The sequence below is a fragment of the Haloferax sp. Atlit-48N genome, assembly GCF_003383015.2.
GTDB lineage: Archaea > Halobacteriota > Halobacteria > Halobacteriales > Haloferacaceae > Haloferax > Haloferax volcanii.
On sequence record NZ_CP137689.1, the window covers coordinates 2,371,175 to 2,392,456 of the forward strand.

The 21,282-nt window shown below is 62.3% G+C and carries 12 protein-coding genes; 5 read left to right on the forward strand and 7 right to left on the reverse strand.

The window, feature by feature from the left end; translation table 11 throughout:
- Position 1 precedes the first annotated feature (1 nt).
- Positions 2-1,159, reverse strand: coding sequence for a hypothetical protein (locus DEQ67_RS12690; protein WP_004062800.1), 1,158 nt, complete (start codon positions 1,157-1,159; stop codon positions 2-4).
- Positions 1,160-1,449: 290 nt separating this feature from the next.
- A complete protein-coding gene (locus DEQ67_RS12695) occupies positions 1,450-4,512 on the reverse strand; it encodes a right-handed parallel beta-helix repeat-containing protein (RefSeq protein ID WP_115891430.1) in 3,063 nt (1,020 codons plus the stop codon).
- Between the two features lie 391 nt (positions 4,513-4,903).
- Here DEQ67_RS12695 and DEQ67_RS12700 point away from each other — a divergent pair, with 391 nt between their 5' ends.
- Together DEQ67_RS12700 and DEQ67_RS12705 are read left to right on the forward strand one after the other, a co-directional pair.
- A complete protein-coding gene (locus DEQ67_RS12700) occupies positions 4,904-6,460 on the forward strand; it encodes a COG1361 S-layer family protein (RefSeq protein WP_115891429.1) in 1,557 nt (518 codons plus the stop codon).
- Between the two features lie 28 nt (positions 6,461-6,488).
- A complete protein-coding gene (locus tag DEQ67_RS12705) occupies positions 6,489-8,747 on the forward strand; it encodes an efflux RND transporter permease subunit (RefSeq protein WP_115891428.1) in 2,259 nt (752 codons plus the stop codon).
- 72 nt (positions 8,748-8,819) lie between these two features.
- Here DEQ67_RS12705 and DEQ67_RS12710 read toward each other — a convergent pair whose 3' ends face one another.
- Both DEQ67_RS12710 and DEQ67_RS12715 read right to left on the reverse strand, forming a co-directional pair.
- Positions 8,820-9,680, reverse strand: coding sequence for a PH domain-containing protein (locus DEQ67_RS12710; protein WP_004062804.1), 861 nt, complete (start codon positions 9,678-9,680; stop codon positions 8,820-8,822).
- A gap of 3 nt (positions 9,681-9,683) precedes the next feature.
- The gene (locus DEQ67_RS12715; protein WP_233509313.1) at positions 9,684-10,874 is read right to left on the reverse strand and encodes a PH domain-containing protein; all 1,191 of its coding nucleotides are present in this window, start codon (positions 10,872-10,874) and stop codon (positions 9,684-9,686) included.
- Positions 10,875-10,890: 16 nt separating this feature from the next.
- Between DEQ67_RS12715 and DEQ67_RS12720 the strand changes: the two genes are divergently transcribed.
- Positions 10,891-11,070 (forward strand): hypothetical protein, encoded by a 180-nt coding sequence (locus tag DEQ67_RS12720; protein WP_158543167.1) that lies wholly within the window; start codon positions 10,891-10,893, stop codon positions 11,068-11,070.
- Between the two features lie 307 nt (positions 11,071-11,377).
- On the opposite strand, the gene DEQ67_RS12725 is transcribed toward DEQ67_RS12720, so the two are convergent.
- Positions 11,378-12,955, reverse strand: coding sequence for a hypothetical protein (locus DEQ67_RS12725; RefSeq protein WP_006601228.1), 1,578 nt, complete (start codon positions 12,953-12,955; stop codon positions 11,378-11,380).
- 674 nt (positions 12,956-13,629) lie between these two features.
- Between DEQ67_RS12725 and DEQ67_RS12730 the strand changes: the two genes are divergently transcribed.
- Positions 13,630-14,385, forward strand: a complete 756-nt coding sequence (locus DEQ67_RS12730) for a TrmB family transcriptional regulator (protein ID WP_004062807.1) — start codon at positions 13,630-13,632, stop codon at positions 14,383-14,385.
- Positions 14,386-14,756: 371 nt separating this feature from the next.
- Here the strand turns inward: DEQ67_RS12730 and csg are convergent, their stop codons facing one another.
- Positions 14,757-17,219 carry an HVO_2072 family ArtA-dependent S-layer glycoprotein gene (csg, locus tag DEQ67_RS12735; RefSeq protein ID WP_115891427.1) on the reverse strand — a complete coding sequence of 821 codons (2,463 nt, stop codon included), beginning with the start codon at positions 17,217-17,219 and terminating at the stop codon, positions 14,757-14,759.
- A 459-nt stretch (positions 17,220-17,678) separates the two neighbouring features.
- Positions 17,679-19,211, reverse strand: coding sequence for a hypothetical protein (locus DEQ67_RS12740; protein WP_115891520.1), 1,533 nt, complete (start codon positions 19,209-19,211; stop codon positions 17,679-17,681).
- Positions 19,212-19,712: 501 nt separating this feature from the next.
- Here DEQ67_RS12740 and DEQ67_RS12745 point away from each other — a divergent pair.
- Complete coding sequence (locus DEQ67_RS12745; RefSeq protein WP_233509312.1) at positions 19,713-21,281, forward strand: COG1361 S-layer family protein; 1,569 nt, start codon at positions 19,713-19,715, stop codon at positions 21,279-21,281.
- Position 21,282: the final 1 nt, after the last annotated feature.

Here is a 21,282-nt window from a genome sequence, read left to right on the forward strand (position 1 = left end):
GCTAGTGCTGGCGCCAGCGATAGATGCCGACCCCACCGAGCACGACGACCACCAGCACGCCCCCGATAACGGGTAACGGAAGCTGGGAACCGCCCGACTGCGATTCATTGGAGCCCGGACCCTGCTCGGACTGGGAACCGGCGGCGACAGGCGCGGCACCACCGGAATCGAGTGGCACCTCCTGTGTCGTCGTCACGCGGTCGCCGTCGACGATGTAGGACACCTCGATGGGAACGGTCGTCGGCTCACCGCTGAGCTCTGCGGTCACGTCGAACGTGGCGAACTCGCTCGCCTCCACGCGCCCGACGAAGTAGCCGCCGGACGGCGAACCGTGGGTGACGTTTGCCGTCTCCTCGACCGTCAGCAAGACCGAGCTCGCGTCCGTGTTCCCGACGTTTGCGGCGTCGCCTTGTATCGTCACGGAGCCGGCTCTTTGCGTGGTCTCGATGCTCGTCAGTCGAATCTCTCCGGGGACCGAGTCGTCGTCTATCTCCTCCGACAGCGTGGTCGTGAACGTCTCTCCGTCGACGGTGTACGTCGCAGTGAACAGCACGACCCGGTCGCTCATATCGGCGGTGTCGAACACGACAGAGCGGTTCGCGTCCGGGTCGAGATTCGCGGTGTACCGCTGGGCAATCTGGGAACCGTTTACTGACGCGGTGATTTCGACGTTCGAGAGGTTCGTGTTCCCGTAGTTGGTCAACTCCACGTTGACGGTGTCGTTCGTCTGTTCGCCCACCGAGAGGCCAGCCCGCACGTCTCGTTCTTCGACCGTCACGATGACCGGGTACTCGACGTTGATGACGTTCCCGTTTTCGTGGCGGCCGGAGACGTGGACTTTGAGCTGTTTTTCCCCTGCGCTCGTGAACGTGGTGGACAGCGGCACGTCGACGGACCCACCCGGACCGAGCGTTCCGAGGTTGTTCGCTTCAGCGACGATGCCGCCGCCCGACCGGAGCGTGACCTCTTTGAGGTCGACGCCGCCGGAGCTACTCTCGAAGTTCGAAACGGTCGCCCTGACCGTGACCGATTCACCGACGTACGGCTCGCGCGGCTCGACCGTCGTCGAGTTGACCACGATTTGGCCCGACTGTGCGCTCACCGCCGGGAGGCTCGCGACGAGTACGCTCGTAACGGCAACCAGCGCGACTGTCGCCACGACAGCGAGTCGAGCGCCGCGTTTAGCTGTCATACGTCGGCCCCGGATGTCACACTCGATACACCGCCGCAGTCGGGTCGTTCTCGAATCCGAACCGGTCGTGTACTCGGTGTCTGCTTCTGGGAGGGCCGATAGGTCAGTGGGACTGTCAGGTTGGATTGCTCCATTTCCACAGGACAGTTCACTGAGCCAAGAATAAATGAGTTTTTCCACTACTTAGACCCAAATCCGTCATACATACCGCCGCAGTCGAACAGGGTTGACACCCGTGTGTCGGCCTCGACGACGCCTCAGAGGCGAGTGGCGAGAAGGTACGCGACGAGGGTGAGCCCGCCCCAAACGACCCCGGCGGCACCGCCGACGAGGACGAGCTGCGTCGAGCCGACGAAGCCGGCGACGAGCCAGACCAGAATACCGAACGCCGCGAGCGCCTGCACGAACACCCCGCGCATCGGGACCGGCTGGTTTCGGACCGTCCGGACCATCCCGTAGCCGCCGAAGAAGAGCGCAGCCAGGAGACAGCCACCGCCGAGGAGACCCCACGCAGAACGGAGTCCAGCCCCGGACGACACCCCCTGTTCGGGGCCGGACGCGACCGACGGACTCCCCGGAGCGCTCACCGCCGCGTCGCCGGATGACGCCGCCCGGACGCGCGCCGTTGCGGAGGCGTTGCTGTCGATTCCGAGGTCGTCTTCGACAGCGAGTGAGACCGAGAGCGTCTCGTTCGGCATCTGGAGGCGGAGGTCGGCGCTGTCCCGCGTCGTGTGGTTCGTCCCGTTAACGACGAAATGATACGTGGTGACCGACCCGGTCCCGGCTGTGCTATCGGCCCCCGAAACGTCGATTCGACTGCCCGGCTCGGCCGCCGACGGCGCGTCGAGGCGGGGAGTCGGCCGCCGGTACTGCTGGCCGGTCGGAGCGTCCGCGACCGGGATAAAGTCGACCCAGCCGTTGGTAATCGTGACCTCGTCGCCCTCGCCTTCCGGCAGGATGGACGCGTGGTAGGGTCCGCTCGCGGCACCCCAGTAGTTCGACTCCGCGTTGACCGTCTGTATCGAGTCGGTGACGATTCGTGCCGTCGTGTTCGCCGTGACGAGCTGCGTGATATTTATCTCCATCCCGGTGTCGTGACCGTAGATGTCGTTGTCGGCGACCCGGAAGCGGTCGGGGGTCGAGTTGGCGTACGAGAGTTCGACACCCGTCGGGAGCGTGCCGTCGACGCGGCGGATGTCGACCGCACCCTCGGTCGTCGAGCGGACGTGGCTCACCCCGTCGGTGCGAAGGACGGCGACCGTATCGCCCCAGAGCCGCGTAATCTCGATCTGTTGCCGGAGCTGCGGGTTCGCAACGAGCTCAGCGAACGGGGCGTCCGGGTCGCTCTGGTCGAGGACCGCACCGCGCGGCCCTTCCGCGATGTAGACTCCCGTACCGGGGTCGACGCCGGGAAGCGGTGGCGGTCGGACGTGCGAGTTCGTGTTGAACACGATGTCGTTGCGCTGCACCGTCGCATTCAGCGTCCCGCGAGCCACGAGTCCGTAACCGTTCGCAACGAGCACGTTGTCCGTCACGCTGAGCCGCCCGTTGTGCGTGAGCGGGGTCGAAACGAGGAGCCCAGCCCCGCCGTTGTTGGTGAGGTCGTTCCCCGCGACAGCAACGCGATGGACGAGCAGGTCGGAGCGCACCGCGAGCGCGTGGCCCCGGTTGTCGGAAATCGTGTTGTCGGTCGCAGCGACATCTCGAACCAACGCGCGGACGGACACGTCGAGTCCGCCGCCGCCGTTGTCCGCGATTCGGTTCCGGGACAGCGTGAGGTTCCGCACCACGTGGCTGTCGATTGCGATGCCGTCGTCGCCGTTGTCGAACAGTTGGTTGCCGCTGACGCGGCTGTCCTTGATGGCCCAGTTCGAGAGCGCGACCCCGTCGTCCCCGTTTTCGCTCATCGTGTTGTTCGCGAGCAGCAGTTCGCCCTCGCTCGTTTCGGACTGGATTTCGAGTCCGTTGCGGTCGTTGGCGACCAACTCGTTTCCGCGGAGCGTCACCCGCGTGACGCCGCGGACGCGCCGCTCGGACTGTCGAACGCGAATCCCGGTTTCCGACTCCGAAATCCGATTTTCGCTCGCGACCAGCGTCGTCTGCGTTCGGGTTTCGACGTGAATCCCCGCATCGCCGGCGCGCAGGCGGTTGTCGCGGAAACTGCTTTCACTTTGGGCGGCCCGTATCGCCACGCCGTCGCCCCGTACGTCGGTGAACCGACTCTCGCTGATTCTGACGCCGGTGACGATATCCGCGGCGGCGAACACTCCCGCACCATCAATCCCGTCGAACACGGACTGACGGACGGTGATACCTCGGACGCGTGTGAGGTCGGTCGGCCGCGTGTACGCGAACGGCGTCGTCTCCTCGCCGACGACGTACATCGCGTGGACACCGTCCGATAGCTGCGGCGTCCGGTGTTCGAGCACGCTGACGCCGACGGGGTACACGCCTCGGGTCCGTGGGTTCACGACCCCGCCGTACTCGACGATGAGCCGGTCCCGACTCGACACGTACACCGACCGCGACAGCGAAATCTCGACGTGACGCCCGCTGACCGAGACGTCCGAAACGTCGTCGTCGAGCGACCGGTCGATGTCTCCATCGTTGTCGGTGTCGAGGCCGATTCGGTCGAGCGTCTCGGCGTCGACGTCGCGTACCGACCGCTCGGTGGGATACCGGAGCCGAATCGTCTCCATCGAGACGCCGACGCCGGGGGCGAGTCCGAGCGTGTGCCGTGCCGTCTGGTTCCGTCGTCGGTCCGTCGTGTTCAGTTCGACCTCCTCGACGGCCCCGATTGAGGGGCTCGCGCGGACGGCGTGGCCGCCGATGTCGGTCAGCGTCGACCGCGTGAGTTCGACCGGGGGCATCGCCGTGCCGTTGACGGAGATACCCGCCACGGAGAAGTTCTCCAGGCGCGAGTCGACGATTGTGACGGAGCCGGCTCCGCTCGTCGTCGTAATCCCGCTGTGACCGCCGTGGAGCGTCGTGTGTCGAAGCGAGAGTGTCGACGAGTCGGTGCCGTTGTAGCGAATCGTCTCCCATCTGAGATTCCGCCCCGACGCCGCGCTCTGCGTGATTCGAACCGGCCGTTCGGCAGTGCCCGCGGCTTGCAACGAGCCCCGGACGGTGAGCGAAACCCCCTCCGCCAGTTGCACTTCCGTACCGGGGCGAATCGTGAGCGTCGCACCGGGTTCGATAGCGACGCTCCGGATGAGCCGATACGGACCCTCATCCGCGGTCCACGTCGTATCCGACTGGATGGGCGTCTCGACGAACGTGACCGCGGGCGGCGCTGCCGCGGCCGGGGCACTCGACACGGGTGTAAAAAGCGTACAGACGACAACGAGCACCACCGCCCACGAAATCAGTTTGTTACCCACCACGTTTGTCTTACACCTTGATACGTCAGGATACGGATTTAGTTTTCGCCTTCGTTAAGTTACACGTCACTGGTTCGACAGGGGACGCCTTGGCGCTGCTGCTGGCTGTTCCAATATAGAATTATTTTGATAGAACGACCGTTCGATAGAGTTTTACACCTCAACCAATCACGTCACAGGTGTGAACTCGGATATCGGAGCGGACGAAGACTCGGGAAGTCACCCTCCGAACGGCCAGTCAGACACCTAACAAGATCATACGATGGTTCGGAACAAATCAGCGATACTCCTCTGTGTACTAGTCGTAACGTCGATTGCCGCAGTCCCCGTGTCGGCCGAGAGTTCGGTGTACGGGAACCCGGAGCTCTCGCTCAGCGTGTCGGATAACACCTACCGGTCGAGCGAGGCCGCGACGCTGTCGGTTGTCGCAAGCAACAACGGTCGGCTCGAACAGGGCGGGCCGGCACAGTACGAACAGGAAGTCCAGACCGCACAGAGCGTGGAGATGGAGATTCTCGAAGAACAGATCGATGCACCAATCGACGTGAAGACGGGAACCGTTACCGCGGGCTCCATCCCCGACTCGGGGACCGCTCGGTTTGATTTCAACATCGAACTCGGCAACGCCGAGCCGGGCACCTACGAGATACCCGTCGAGGTGCAGTACAAGTACGTCCGGATGGTCACCTACGGCAGCGTCGACGGACCGGAATACACGTGGCGGACCGTCACGAGAGAGAAGTCGGTGACGGTCGAAGTCGAAGACCGCCCGCAGTTCGAGGTCGTGAGCGAAGGTAACAACGCCGTATTCGCCGGCGACACCGGCCAGCTCTCGTTCGCGCTCGAAAATACGGGCACGCGAACCGCGACGTCGTCGTCGGTCCAGCTCACGACGCAGTCGCCGACGATTTTCTTCGGCACGATGCAGAATCCGCAGTCGTCGACGAGCCTGTACGTCCCGACCCTCGAACCGGGCGAGCGGACGAACCTCTCGGTCCAGGTCGGTGCGGCGGCGGAGACCCAGGCAGGTGAGTACCCCGTCAACCTGGCCGTGTCGTACCAGAACCAGAACGGCGTCACCGAAACGTCGGACACGCTGACGACCGGCATCGCGGTGAACCCCGAGCGAAGCTTCGAGATACGCGACATCGAGACGGAGCGATTCAGGGTCGACGAAGGTGAAGCGAAAATCAACGCACAGGTCGTCAACACGGGCAGCGGCACCGCGAACAACCTCGCAGTCCAAATCGGAGACACGGCGCTCGTGACGCCGACGAACGGCGAGTCAGCTATCGGCGACCTCGCCCCCGGCGAGTCGAAGCCGGTCTCGTTTACCGTCTCGATTCCGGCGGGCGCTGAACCGGGGACGAACACGTTCCCGTTCGTCGTCGAATACGAGAACCAAGACGGTGACGTGAGAACGACGTCGCCGATTCGGAAGTCGATAGCAATCGGACCCGAACAGGACCCGTTCACGGTCGTCGGCGTCAACACGAGCGTCTCGCCGGGCGCGACCGACACGGTGGACGTCACGGTGCAGTACAACGGCGAAGAGCCGGTGTCGGCGACGAACGCCAAGCTCTTCGTGAGCGACCCGATTTCGACGTCCGACGACGGCGCGTATCTCGGAGAGATGCAGCCGGGAGAAACGAAAACGGCGACGTTCACCGTCAGCGCCGGGTCGGGTGCGGTTGTCAAGGCTTACGACGCCTCGGTCGAGGTTCGGTACGACGAGGCTGACGGCGACACGAGGTACACTGACGGCCTGCCGGTCGGCATTGCGCTCTCCCCGTCGAGCGGTGGACTCCCGGTTCCGATGTCGGTCCTCGGAGTCGTCGCACTCCTCGGAATCGGAGCGATAGCCGTCATCTACCGCCGTCGATGACGGACCATGGACGGGACAAGGAGTAACCATGGATAAGCTACGCCAGCTGTTCAGCGCGGTCGGAAGACAGGTCCAACAGCGACCGATCGCAGTGCTGCTTCTCGCAGTCCTGCTTATCTTCACCGCGTTCGGCGGTGCTGCGCAGATTACCAGCGTTACTGGCGACGCTGCATTCGTTGCGGACAACCCAACGTTCGACGCGTTTACGGAGTCGTTTGACCGGGGCAGCATCGCCGTTCTCGTACGGGGAGATATTACGGAGCCGCAGACGCTCCACGCGATTGACCGCGTCGACCAGCAGATGTCGACGAAGACGAACGTCCATACCGTAACGAGTCCGGCCGATCAGGTCCGCCGGGAGTACGGCCGAATCCCCGATTCGGAGGCGAAGATTCGAAGCGTTATCGGGTCGCCGGACTACACGGTCGTCCAGATCGTCTTCGATACGGGGCTCTCTCAGACGGAGGAACGCCCCATCTACACGCAGGCCGTTGAAGCGACTGACTGGGCGGAGTTCCCCTCCGGGACGACGGTAACCGTCACTGGCAGTGCCGCGTTCTCTGCACAGCTCTCGACGCTCATTCAGCAGAGCACCCAGCAGTTACTCGGCCTCGCAATCGGGCTCATGGTCGTGGCGCTGTTCTTCCTGTTCCGCGGCGTCCGTCTTCGCCTCCTCCCGATTGTCGCCGTCTTCGTCGGCGTCATCTACACGTTCGGAGCGATTGGATACGCCGGTGTCCCCAATTCGACGATGACCAGCGCGGTCTTCCCGATTTTGATTGGGTTGGGCATCGACTACTCCGTGCAGTTCCACGAGCGGTACGAGGAAGAACTCGAAAACCATCCGCCGCGCGAAGCGCTTCCGCAAGCGCTTGGCGGAATCGGTCCACCGGTCTTCGTCGCTATGCTCGCCGCCGCGTTGGGGTTCGGAGCGACGTGGGTGTCGACGTCGTCGCCGTCGATTATCTGGTTCGCCCAGACCTCGATCTTCGGCGTGCTTCTCACCTTCATCGCGGGGATACTCGTTCTCCTCCCGCTGCTTACCCTCTGGGTTCGCCGGCGGGGCGACGCCGAAGACGAGACGCCGGACGAAGACGACGCCCCGACAACGGCCACAACGACGCAGTCTCAAGACCAAGGCGACTCGGATCGCGTCGGCCTCGTCGGGGAACTGCTCGGTCGTTCGGCGCGGATACTCGCGAGTCATCCGGTGCTCGTCCTCAGTATCGCACTGCTGATCGCTCTCGTAGGCTTTCAGGCCGGCGGGTCGCTCGACACGCTCGCGGACACGGAAGGGTTCATCCCGCAGGACCTCCCCGCCTACACCGACCTCCAGCAGTTCCGCTCTGTTGCCGGCGGCGGTTCGAGCACGAGTTACGACGTGCTCGTGACCGGGACGAATCTCAAACATCCGGCAACGTTGCAGTGGATGCTCGACTTCGAGCACATCGCGACACAGACCCCGCTGGTACAAGGCGTCGATTCGCCAGCGACGCTGGTTAAACAGTACAACGGGGGCCAACTCCCCCAGACTGAGAGCGGCGTCAAACGCGTGCTCGAAACCGTCCCCGAGAGACAGAAACTCCAGTATTACAACGACGGGCGTGCGCACATCATGGTCTACTCCGCACAGGATATGACCACTCAGCAGGCCCTCTCGTTCCTGGAGAACACGCGCGAGTCAATCGCGTACAGTAGCCCCCCACCCGGAGTGACGGCGGAAATCACGGGGACCGCCGCGATTGCGACCCCCTCTATCGTGGAGCAGATCAACTCACGAAACGTGACGACCGGACTGGGCGTCCTGTTCGTGTTTATCCTGCTCCTCGTGTACTACCGCAATCTGGTGAAGGCTGTTGCGCCGCTCATCCCGATGGTGTTCGTCATCGGCTGGCAGAACATCTACATGTATCTGCTGGATATCCCGGTTTCGCCACTCGGTGCGAGTCTCGGGGCGATGACAGTCGGAATCGGTGCGGAGTACACCATCATCGTGATGGACCGATACTACCAAGAGAAACAGCGGGCGGGCGTCAGTCGACTCGATGCCGTTCAGACCGCGGCCACTCGGGTCGGAAAGGCGATTAGCGTGTCGGGAATGACGACCGTGTTCGGCTTTTCGGCGCTGGTGTTGTCGCCGTTCCCGATTCTCAGCGGGTTCGGCTTCCTGACCGTCGGCGTCGTGTTCCTGACGCTCATCGCGTCGTTGGCGACGCTCCCGCCGACGCTCGTCCTCTTGGACTCGATTGCCGAGCGCGTGGCTGCCAGCCGGTCCTCGTCCTCGTAACACACCCTTCCCTCCCCCTCTCCTCCACCCAAACTGCTCAACGCAGTCCGCGACAGATGCTTCCGACGGGCATCACGCGGTTTCGTCCGTATCGGGGCTCCGGTCCGCCGATACCGCCTCTGATTCGCTGTCGGTCGCGTCGCCCGTGGCCGACTCGGTCGAGTCCACGGACCGCTCCCGTTCGGCCCCCGCGTCAGCCGAGGGCGGAGCCACACCGTCAGCACGCGCCTCAGCCGTTGGCTCCTGAGCGGCCGCTGTCTGCTCGCTTCCCGAGGAGAGTTCCCGGCGGACCTGTCCGGCAAAGTCGGCGGGGTCGTACACTTGCTCGACGGCAACCGTGAGACCGCCGCTTGCCCCGGACCGAATCCTGACGTTCCCCAGCCCGAACAGTGAATCCCACGCCGAACGGGTCTCCTCGACGCCACGAGCCTTCTCAAGCGGCACCTCGTTTCGCAACAACGAGATAAATCGGTACTCTTCGATTACGCGTTGATTCGTCAAGGAGTAGGTGGTAAGCGTGTTCTGCCAGTAGCGATAGATTCCTCTAGAGAACAAAAGCAGGCCGCCTCCGAACGCAATCGTCGGCTGGTACAGCGGGCGGTGCGTGAAATACAGCAGATACCCTCCAAGGGAGAGGAGGGGCACGGCGAGCGCGGCTTCCGCGAGCGCGCTTCGTTGTGCGGGATTCCGCGTCTCGACGAGGTGCTCGTCGGCTCGCATCTGGGGTGTTTCCGGAGCCGTCACGAAATGCACGTACCACCCCATCGCGAGGATGAACAGCCCGAAGACGGCGATGATGAGCCCAGCGGCCGGCGATGACTGGCTCGGTGAGCCGCCCGACAGCTCCGCGACGAATCCGGACAGATACGCCCCGGCGGCGACGAGCGGGAGCCCGAAAACCGAACTCCAGAGCGCAGGGAGACCTCGCGCCATTGGTTAGGTCCCCGAGAGCATTTCGTAGAGAATCGCGACGACAGAGCTGAGCGTGCCGATAAGCGTCAGTGTCATCTGGTCAATAGTTTTTTCGCCACATCGACTGAAAAATCCTCGTTCGCACGTCGCACGAGACGCTTCGGGGTCTTCCTCCGAGTCGTTGGTGAAGTTGGCCGCCTGTCGAGGTGTCGGAGACTCTGTGCGCCTGTCCGTGTCCGCGATGCGTCCGTGGACCGTAACATCCTCGCTGGCCAGCGACGCGTTCCCCACGGTGAGTGACTGTGTCGACGTGCGCGTCGAAAGGGGCTGAGCCGCCCGCTCGATGTCGGCGTAGGCGATTTCGAAGCTGATGGTCCGCTGTTGGCCAGACGGGATGTTACGACTCTGCGTCGCAACGGCGGTTCCGTTGAGGCGGTAGACGAACTGCCCGTCGAAAGCAGTTGTTCCGACGTTCCTGACCGTAACCGCGACCGTGTATCGGGTATCTTCCCGAAGGTCGCTCGGGAGTTGCACGTCCCGTGTCGTGAGCGCCGCCGCGCGTGCACTCGGTTCGCTTCGCAGTCGAATCGCATCGCTGACGGTTGCCCCACCAGCGGTCTCGATACTGTGGTCGTAGGTCCGACCTCGCTGGATAAGGCTATCTGCGGCCTCGACCCGCTCGGTCGTGACTGCGAATGCGACCTGCCGTTGCTCGCCGCTCCCGACGGTGATGGTTTTCTCGCTGATCGTCGTTCCAGCGAAGCGATAGGCGACATCACGCGTGATCGTTGTCTCGGCCGGGTTCGAGACGGTCGCTAGGACGACAAATTCGCGGTCGCTGGGTGCCGTCGCAGGCGCTTGAAACGCTTCAATCGCGAGGTCGACGTCGGGTGTCACACGCAGGTAGCGCGGGATACCCGCTCCCGACGCGTTACGAACGCCGTGGACGTACGTCCCCGTCGAAACCGTCTCCGTGCCGGTCAACTGCCCGCTCGCCGTCAGTTCGAACTGGACCTCGCGCGACGCACCACCGGCCAACCGAACCGTTCGGTTTGTGATCGTCGACCCGGAAAAGACGTATTCAATCCGCTCCGAGCGCGTCTCGTTAGCGGGATTGCGGACCGTCGCGGTCACGGTGTACGGCTCCGTCGGTCGAAGTCGTTCCGGTGCCGAAAGCCCTGCAACGGTAAGCCCCTGTGGCGCGTCGGCCGTCACCGGAGCAGTCGTCCGTGTGGCGGTAGCTGTCGTGTTTGGTGTTGCAGACGCCGTCCGCGTGGGAGTTCGCGTGGCGGTGGCTGTCGTGTTTGGTGTCTGTGACGGTGTCGACGTCGCTGTGGTCGTGGGCGTGGGCGTGGGCGTCGTGTTCGCTGTCTCGGTCGCCGTGTCCGTGGTCGACGACAGTTGGGCTTGAGCCAGCGTATGGTCCGGAACGTCTGCATCCGGCGGTGTCGGTTCTGCATCGTTGTTGGAGGCGACATCCATGCTTGCGGTCGCAAGTGGTGTCAGTCCCACACCGACCGCAACGAGACACAGTAGCATGAGTACGGTCCGCGGCGACTCCGTGTCGGAGGGCATGTGGTAGACGTATTCAAAATGAGGATTTATAATAGATTTGGCACTACTGAACGAATCAGCACTTCACGTCGAACGACCGCTCGCGGGGTGGTGGACGAATATCGAACGGGCCACGGGCCCAGCCCTCGGCGTTCCCCGAGAAGTTACACCTCGAGGGACTCACCGGTGGCAGTTGTTGAAACCAAGTTTCTGACCGCCTCAACGAGTGTTCCGAGAAGTCCCTGCGACGAAGACTCCGACGGGACACCGGGTAACGGCGTGTTCGTCCGCACCGTGCTATCCGGGGTCGTCGTCGACGCGGTCTCCGGGTCGGCCGTCGCATTTGGCTGTGCGACTTGGACCGACTCGATGTGTTCCCTCCCGGTCGAGTCGGTTGCGCGGATCCGGACGCGTGCCGGATAGCTATCCAGTTGGAGTGTCTCGTTGATCGTAACGGCGCTGGTCACACCCCCACCGTATATCTGAGCGAGGTCGACGGTGTTGCCAGTGGGGCCGACCGTCTCGGCGTACACGCTGGTCACGCGGCCATCGTACACGCGGCCTTCGACGTGGACGCGGTTATCGCTGACCCGAAGCGTATCTGGTCGGACCTCAATCGTCGGTCGCACGAGCTGCGTGTGGTCCACCTCAATTTCGCGTTTCGTCGCGTTCTCGGTGCCGTCATCCGCAACGATGGTGATGTTTCGGCTGTCTCCTGCGAGCGGAATCGTCTTCGTGAACGTGTGCTCGATAGGGCGTGCCCCGACTGGCTTCGGCTGAATCTCGTAGTTCAACCCCGACCCGTCGGCCGACCCTCGACGAACACCGACCGAGCGGATGCCGACCTGATCCGTCACCCGAATCGTCAACCGAACTGCCGAGCGCGTGTTTATCAGACGCTGGTCGAGTATCTCGATCGACGGTGGGTCCTCGTCCTCAACGTAGAGGTTGACATTGTAGTGACGGCGATGGCCGCGCGAATCGAGTGCCGTGATTTTGAGGCTGTTTTGGCCGGCACCCACTTGCTCGTTGAACGGTCCCAGCCGAAGTGATTTGGAAATCGACGTGTTCGGGTCGTCGATCACGATTCGTTTTCGGAACCCCCAGGGGGCATCGATACCCTGTCCGTGATAGCGTAGCTCGATGGTTACCTGCTCGACATCAGAGTGGTCGTGAAGCGTCCCATCGAGTTGGATCTGCGACCGATTGATCGTGTAGTTGTTCTCGGGGCGGTCGTAGATACTGGTGTTGCCCGTCCGGAACGGCGACGAGAACACTATCGCCGGAGCGATCGAATCCTCGATTATCGTCGCCCGGTGGGCGGTGGTCCGCCCGTTCGACTGGACGAGCACCTCCAGCGCGTGCTCACCGGCGTTCACATCGAGCGTCGCCGTTTCGTTGACCGCGGTGCTGTTCGGCGTATATATCCGTCTGCTGTCTCCATCGACGCGGACGACCAGCAAGTCGATCGGTGCCGAACCGTTTGCTCGGACCGTGAGTGTGGGGTTATCGTCGGTCGTAATCGTGTCACCGTCGGCGACGGTTCGGTTGTCGATGACCACCGTCAGGTTCGGCTCTGAGAGGCCAGTCGAATTGTTCTGCCCGACCTGCCGGTGTGTGTCGGGGACGTCGATAGCTGCGTCTCCAGTTGTCGTTGGTGGCTCCGCTGCGGCGCTTACCCCGGCAGTAAAAGAAAGTACCAGGAGAACCGCGGCCGCCCAACCCACGTGCTTGGAGTCCATGTTCGAATACACTAGCCAGCGAGCGTTTCGAAGATAAATCTACACACCCGGCTATCATCGTTGAAATTCGGAGGGGGACCAACAGAGGTGACTCCAAGAGCGCGGGCCAAGACGGTCCCGAAGTCGGGAGCCACCCGTCCAAGATGGAATGTTACTGGCCTGTCGTTGCGAGTACGCAAATCTACACGATTACCCGCATATACAGTCATCGAACAACCGGCCACTAACACACCTGGTCGGGTCGAAACTGATGACTGCCCATACAGAGGCTGGCTTAGCGCCAACCTTTCTTCTCATCAAAGCCATCGATACTAATCTATTTCGGTCTCAACTCACATCTCAGGCACCCCTATCTCGGTTACCGACCCGCCCGACTTCGCTCACCCCGACGGGGGTCGCTCTCCGCGGTCGGTGCCGAGATATACAGACGGCCCGTGCGACTTGGTGGGTGCGAGAATCGCGCGTGGAAACCCAAGCGGGTGTGTTCGCACACGGTCGTAGCGCGGAAGCCGTTCGCCGCGCTTGGTGTATAGACGTTCACCGCACCACGTCCGGCGAGTTGGCAACCACGGCTCCACCTCCCCACTGCCCTCGTGAGAGCCCATCCGGCGAAAGATTGAACCACCGGAGACAAGTACCCAAACCGCTACCAGTCACCGAGAGGTAGTCTATCCATGGATAACAGCGAAGCGATTGATGCACTCATCGAACTCGGTCTATCTACATATGAGGCCCGCGTGTTTACTGCGCTTATCGAACTCGGGGAAGGGACGGCGCGTGAGGTCGCAAAGACGTCGGACGTGCCTCGGTCACAGGTGTACACGACGGCCAAAGAGTTACAATCGCGAGGGTTCATCAGCGTTCAACGGGCCAACCCACAGGTCTTCCAACCCATCTCGCTGTCCGAGGTGGAGTCTCAACTCAGCCGTGAGTTCGAGTCCAAGCGCGACACGGCGTTCGACCGGCTTGAGACGCTCGAGCGGCAGACAGCACCGTCGGCTGAACAGAGCGAAGACGTGTGGACCATTACGGGTACTCCGGCGATTATCGGCCGGGCCAGTCAACTCATCGACGAAGCCGAAACGCGAGTGATCTACGGTGCCAAGGACCTCGCGCATCCGGATGCCGAACTCCTGAGTTCGGTCCGGTCGTGCTGTTCTCGGGAGGTCCCAGTACTCCTGCTCCAGAATAACGGCCAAGAGATCGCAGAGCCGTGGAGGGAGACCGAGTGTGTGTCCAGCGTGTCGGTCCCGCCACAACAGTCCAAAAGTGAGCACGCGGTCCGGTTGCTACTCGTTGATTCGGATAGTTTCCTGCTGAGCGTCCGCAGCAATCGATCAGCGCCCGAAATCGCGATTTGGAGCGCAAACACGACGTTTGCCGAGGCGTTCTTACAGCTCCTCACGAGTAGCCTCCCTGTCACCGAGTGAGACGGCCTGCTTTGCACGGCCGGCGCTGCGCTGTTTTTCGAGTACCGTACGTCCTCTGCGTTCTGGCTACCGGTCGAGGAACTCTGAGCTCTCGACGACTTCCTGTCGCACGACGCGTTTCGCAGAACCGGGTTGCACAGGCGTCCGGATTCACCCCCGTTCCATCGGAAGGCCGCAACGAGTCGTCTCGCTCGGCACGACCCTGAGTCTGCACACCGGCGGTCGCTGAGTTCCGTGCGAAGCGACGGCGGTCTCTCGGAGATGTCTCTCAGTGGAGTAGGGGAAAGAAAATAAAAGACCGGAACGAGTCCGGCGATTACTCGTCTGTTGTCGTCACATCCTCGTCGGAGTGACGAGGAGGGACGGCGGCGTTAGTTCTCGCGGCGGAGGGCGAGAAGTGCCGCGCCGACGAGTGCGACGAGAGCGACTGCGATACCGAAGCCGGGCGTGTTGGAGGACGTGGTGGTCGTCTCCTCAGTCTCGGTGGTGGTCTCAGTCGGCTCTGCGGTCGTCGTGGTTTCCGTGGGTTCGTCCGTGGTCGTCGTGTCCGTCGCGTTGTCGGAGGACGTCGTCGTGGTGTCCTCACGCTCGGAGACGATTTCGACGTTCACGGTGTCCGTGTTGTCGCCGTCGTCGGCTTCCACGGTGAACGTACCCGTCTCGAAGTCAGTGGTGTCAACTTCGACCATCCACTGGCCGTCGTTGTTCCACTCGTCAGTGTCTTCGAGTGCGACGGACGTACCGTCTTCACTCGTGACTTCGATGCTGATGGTGTTGTCGTCCGGCTTGAGGTTCGTCGAGCCAGCGATGACCATCGTTTCACCGGTTGCAACCGGGTTGATGCCAGACGCTTCAGCGGCGTCGGGGTAGATCGAGTCGATGGACGTCGAGGACTCGGCCAGACGGAACGTCTCGGTGACGATCAGGTCGTCGCTCGCCGTCTCGTCAACCGTTTCGGAGGCGATGAGCTCGTTGACCTGCTCACCGTTGTTGCTACCTGCGTCAAGATCGTCAAGGTAGGTCATCAGTTCGGAGAGGTCGCCACTGCCGCTAGCCGGCGGGAGCGAACCGTCACCGACGTTACCGTCACGACCGACCGAGAGGATGTGGGCGGTGATCCGGCCCTGCGTGAGGCCGACGGTGATGTCGTCCTCCTCGTAGGTACCGTCACTGTCAACGCTCACTTCCTGGTAGTTGACGTTACCGCGCTCGTCGACGAAGATGACGAGGACGGAGTTGGCACCGGAGGCGGTACCGTTAACGTCAACCGTACCGGAGGCGACAGGAGCGACCTGACCGTTGATCGTGGTGAACTGACCCGTGAGGGCCTGGTCGGTCACACGGAGCGAGTTACTGCTACTCACACCGCTGGTGAATTCGGACGTCGTAAGCGAGTCGTCGACGGAACCGTCGCCGCCAACGTCAGCGTCCGACGCGTCGATGACACCGATGCGGTAGGTACCCGTCAGCGACAGGATACTGCTACCGTCGCCGCCGAGGCCCGAGAGCGCAACGTCTTCCTCTTCGAACGTGTCGTCGGAGTCAACGTTAATTTCGTTGTTGCCACCGATTTCGAGGAGCTGCCAGTCGCCATCGTCGCGGACGTAGATTGCGACGCTGTCGGAGCTGGTAGCCGTACCGTTAATGTCGACTTCCGAGCCAACGACGTACTGACCGGTCGGGCTCGAAAGGGATGCACCGCCTTCTTCGACGGTGAGCGTAATGTCGTTCGTCGCGTCCTGATCGACTGCTGCAGTCGCGCTCACACCAGCGTCGTAGACTTCGATGTCGACGTCGCTGTCGTCGAGGTACTGCGTTTCAACGCCGCCAACTGCACTGGCGCCGTCGATTTCGACGACTGCGTACGCGATGTCAGCAGTCTCAACGGTCGGGCCCGTGGCGGAGCCGCTCGCGTTCGTAGCGCTGCTGTTCGCGATGCCGACTTCCGAGGTGTCGCCGATGTTACGGAAGACCGCCTTGGCCTGTTCCGTCGTGGCGTCGTTCCGGAGGTCGGAGAGGTCGATAGCGACAACGTGCTCGTTGCCGTCGATGCCGTTCGTGACGGTGTACTGAACGTCAGTACCCTGCGTCACGGATTCGCTGTCGAGTTCGAGGCCGACCTCGTCCTGCGACGAGATCGTGAGGGTCATCGTCTCAGAAGCGTCACCGAAGTCAAGGTCTTCAGCGCCTTCGAGGATGATCGTGTACTCGCCAGCGTCCTGACCGGACATGTCGATCTGGGCACCGTTCTGCGAGTCAACCGTGCTGTCGTTGATGATGTCGCTGGAGCTGGTCAGGACCTCGTTGGTGATGTCCGTTCCGCTCGGATCTTCGACGGTCACCGTGACCTTCTCGGCGGACTCGTAGTTGTAGTTCGCGTTGACGTAGAGTTCGTCAGCGTCGTCCGAGCTGATGGCGGAGCCGGTGACGTCGCCACCGGAGGCCGTCACGATTTCGCTGTCGGTGATGCGCGGCGCCAGCAGCGTGACGTTGGCCGAACCACTGTTGCCGTCAGCGGAGTACGTACCAAGCGGCTGGTTCTCCGAACTCTGCGGGATGGGCGAGGTAAGGTCAAGGGAGATACCTTCCGCGTTGCCCGAGACACCCGTCAGAAGCGGCTCCGAAGCACCGAGGCCGGCGTCCGTGTCAATTTCCTCACCGAGGAAGACGCGGTCGCCGGATGCAATTGTCTTGTTGAACGTTTCGTTGTCAGCGTCGAGATTTCCACGCTCCGCGGCGGCACTTCCCGTGAACGCGATGGCTCCCGCAAAGACGGAAGTTACCATCAGCGTGGCGAGAAGTATCGCACGCGTTTGATCTTTGAGCTTTGTCATAGTGTACTTGTAGCGCCAGTATTTTCCGCGCAGTTCGCTATAACGCGGATCCCTACTAGCGGGGGATGGGCAGGGGTACGGTAGAACGATATAAGCGGCCTTGGTAAATGCTTTCTGTTTCTATTGCATGTTTGGTCGCTGTCCCCGTTTTCGTCTTCCACTTGGCGTCCGGACGCGGGCCCGCCCGCACGCAACAATACAGTCAGAGTCAGCGGACGGTTCCGGCCAACACTCTCGGAGCAGACGACCGAGAACCCGACCGCCACCGAGCATCGAACTAATCCGACCACCGACAACGACACGACAAGAGCGGTCGTGACGACGACGGCAGCCTCACCCTCGACAGGTCCACGAGACGCAAGAAAAGAGACCACGACCGCCGAGACGAGTCAGACCGAGAATCCACGGACAGACCACAGCTTCAGTCGCGAGCCGACGGCAGTACCGCGTGGAAGAGCGTCACCCGCGAGTGGTCACGTTCGACTCGATTTCGATTTCTTCCGGTCCCGCGACGACCGTGTCGTTGTAGCTAATCGAGACGTTCGCAGAGCCGGTTCCTGGCGGAGCGAAGCTACAAGTGACGACGCCGTTCTTGCCGACCGTCGTCAGGCACCGCGAGAAATACGTGGTTCCTTCCTGCGACATCGTGAGATCGATATCCATCTTGGTCTGTGGGGCGAGGTTGGTCCGTGCCGAGACGTTAAGCTTCGTGTCGGACATGGTGGCCGAGAGGTCATCTACCGACGGTTCGGCGACCGTGAACGCTTCAGTCAGTACGACTTGCTCGCCGTCGGCGTGGATATCGCTGTCGATTGCGACCGTCACGTTGTACGTCCCGGTTTCCAAGCGGGCGGAGTCAGCGACGACGTTGAGGCTGTCGGTCTCCGCATCGTATGCGACATCGAACACCGTCTGTGGGGAGATGAGATCCATCTCGGAGCTCTCAACCCGGAGGTCGACACCGGGACCCACGTTACCGAGACCATTCGGTGCGTATTCGAGACTACTGTGGATGGTCTCGCCTCCGAACGATACCGAAGCATCGCTTACGCCTTCCGTACGGGGGTTGACGACGTGGTATTCGAACAGCAGTGTCTCGTTGTCCGCGACTGTTATCGGTTCGTCGAACGCGACTGTCAGCCCGCCAGTAGACGTGACCTGATACCGATTGACGGCGGTTCTGAGCGACCGGTCGATCTCACCGTCGGCATCCGTATCAATCCCAATGTGGTCGACCAGCTGTGAGCTGTGCAGCGAGGGAGACGGACCCCCGCGGTAGGTAATCCGAAGCGTTTGGCCCGTACGAGCGTCACTCTCTGGCGACCACTGTACAACGTGTGTCGTGTGCGCGCTCGTGGACGCATTGCGTGCGAACACCGGTTGCGTACCGGGAGCGGGTTGCTGAACGGCACTTTCGAGTCCACTCACACGGTACTGCACGACTGCATCATCACCGACTGCAACGACGGACGGGGACCCAGTCTCGCGTACTCTATCGGCACAGTCGATGTGGCTGGGCTGCTGGGAGGCCGGTACTGAACACACCGCACTCCCACGAACCGATGGGGGTTCGATCCAGAGTCGGTCCGCAATCCGGGTGTGGCCGGCAGAGGCAATCACGCTGTACCGACCTGTCGGGAGTGTCGTTTGGCTGGTCTTGCTCGGCCGCGTGAGGACCGAGACGGTGTCGTTTGCGTCCGCCACTCGGAATGCAGCGTCAGGATTATCCGCTTGTTGCGTGTCGAACACCACGGTGACACTACCGTCGCCGGAGCCGTCAGTCACTGAGACCGTCGTCGAGAACTCACCTTCCACAGCTGAGATTTGGAACCTGGCCTCGTCGGTGTTGTTGAGGACCAGCGTGCGCGTTACGAAGTCACCCTGCTGTTCGACCCGTTGGACGTCCGCGAACCGTACCGATTCAGCTGCCGATTCGTCAGAATCGACAGCGATTGCGCCGCTGGGAATCGCCGTCAACCCGAGAATCAACAAGAAAATAACAGATAATGTTCGTATCGAGCGGGTCCGTGGACTCATACCCCTGACTATCTGGTCCGGTAGTAAGTACTTTCTGTCACAGCCACCGTCCACAAACGCCTTAGCGCGCTTGCAGGTCCGTTGTGCGTCCGGTTTTCGGTGAACTCTTGATGTGACGCTAACACGAGGGGCGAACTGCACCAGGTAGCGTGTCCGTCGCTTCGAGCAAAGGAATGTCACGCAACGTACAGAGCGTATGTCGGTCCCGAATACCCTCTTTTGACGTTCGCTACCCCCATCATTCGGGGGTTTATTGTCGATTCACCGACCGATATCCACAAAAGATATTAGTTGTGTGTCGCTACTGTTAGTAGAGATGTATACACAGGTATCGGGGCGCGCGCAGTCTTGTTCAACTACCGTTCTCATTCACACGTCTGAGACGTACTGATGCACAGAGACACCCTCCGTTCTACGCTTTTGACTCTCGGTCTCGCTCTCGTGTTGACTACGTCTATGGTTACCCCGGCGGTCGCCCAGACTGCCAGTTCGGGGCAAGTGTACGGCTCTCCCGATATCGACGTCTTCACGTCGACGAGTGAGTTCGAGCCCGGAACGCAGTCCCAGCTCAGGCTCACGCTCCGAAACAACGGCGAGATCGACCAATCGGGTCCGGAACGATACGAGAGTCGCGTGACAACGGCCCGTGGCGTCACGGTCGAGGCACGCCCGGGGGACGCCCCGGTCGAGATTAACACCGGCACAATCGGCGCTGGAAACGTCCCGACGGGGACCGTCGACCTCTCGCCGATAGATATCACGGTCTCCGAGAACGCGACCCCCGGGACGTATCGAATCCCGGTCGAGGTGTCGTACACGTACACCCGACTCGTCGATTACGACCCGTCGGGGGCCGAGTACACGGACAACACGCGGACGAGAACCCACTACGTGACGGTTCGCGTGCGCGACCAGCCACGGTTCGAAGTCGTCGAGACGGAAACGACCGCACAGGTCGGAGACACCGGCGACCTCTCGGTGACGATTGAGAACACCGGCACCCGCGCCGCGACCGATGCGAGCGTGACGGCGACCTCCCGCAGCGACGAACTCGTGTTCGGAACGGCCTCGGAGAGTTCGACCGCGCAAGTCGGTCGCTGGGCTGTCGGTGAACGCCGGACGGTCAACTACACGGTTTCGCTCGCTGAAGACGCGACGGTTCGCGGCTACACGGTGAACCTCGATGTCGACTACACCGACACCGACGGCATCGCTCGAACGTCGCGAACGTTGAACGTCGGCGTCACCCCCGTCGAAGAACAGAGCTTCTCGCTCGAAAACGTCACCACGAACCTCCGCGTCGGCGCGGACGGAACGGTCTCGGGCACGGTCGTCAACGACGGGCCGAAACGCGTCGACGACCCGGTGCTCCGGTTTAGTTCGAGCAACCCGAACATCAACGTCGAATCGTCCGAGTACGCGCTGCCGGACCTCGAACCCGGCGACAGCGCCGACTTCTCGTACGAGGTCGGCGTGAGTGACGCCGCGAACGCGAACGTCCAACAGCTCAACCTCTCGGTGGCGTACCGCAACAGCCGCGGCAACACGCGGGTCAGCGACAGTCTCACGACCAACGCCGAAATCGCGCCGCATCGGGACCGCTTCGTCGTCGAAGTCGTCAACAACACCATCGAAGCGGGCAGTGAGAGAGCGCTCCGCGTTCGGGTCACCAACAACGGCGACGAGCCGCTCACGAACATCGAAGCGAAGGCGTTCGTCAGCGACCCGCTCAGTAGCGGCAACGACGAGGGAATCATCAGCGAACTCCCGCCGGGCGAATCCGAAGAGTTCACGATTGCGCTGAGCGCCGGGGCCAACGCGCTGCCGAAGCGCTACCCGGTCTCGTTCGATTTCCAGTACGAGATGCCGGACGGTGACACGGAAGTCTCCCAGACGTACACCACGCCCATCGAAGTAATCGAGTCAGAGGGCGGCGGCCTCCCGGTCGGGCTAATCGTCGGTGCAGTCATCGTTATCGGCGTGCTCGGTGTGTTCGGCTGGCGGCGCTTCAACACGGACGAGTAAC

Bases quoted from the DNA above. Each gene is read 5' to 3' on its own strand.
- DEQ67_RS12745 (WP_233509312.1), top strand. From the start codon at position 19,713: ATGGTTACCCCGGCGGTCGCCCAGACTGCCAGTTCGGGGCAAGTGTAC.
- DEQ67_RS12725 (WP_006601228.1), bottom strand. From the start codon at position 12,955: ATGGACTCCAAGCACGTGGGTTGGGCGGCCGCGGTTCTCCTGGTACTT.
- DEQ67_RS12710 (WP_004062804.1), bottom strand. From the start codon at position 9,680: ATGGCGCGAGGTCTCCCTGCGCTCTGGAGTTCGGTTTTCGGGCTCCCG.
- DEQ67_RS12730 (WP_004062807.1), top strand. From the start codon at position 13,630: ATGGATAACAGCGAAGCGATTGATGCACTCATCGAACTCGGTCTATCT.
- csg (WP_115891427.1), bottom strand. From the start codon at position 17,219: ATGACAAAGCTCAAAGATCAAACGCGTGCGATACTTCTCGCCACGCTG.
- DEQ67_RS12705 (WP_115891428.1), top strand. From the start codon at position 6,489: ATGGATAAGCTACGCCAGCTGTTCAGCGCGGTCGGAAGACAGGTCCAA.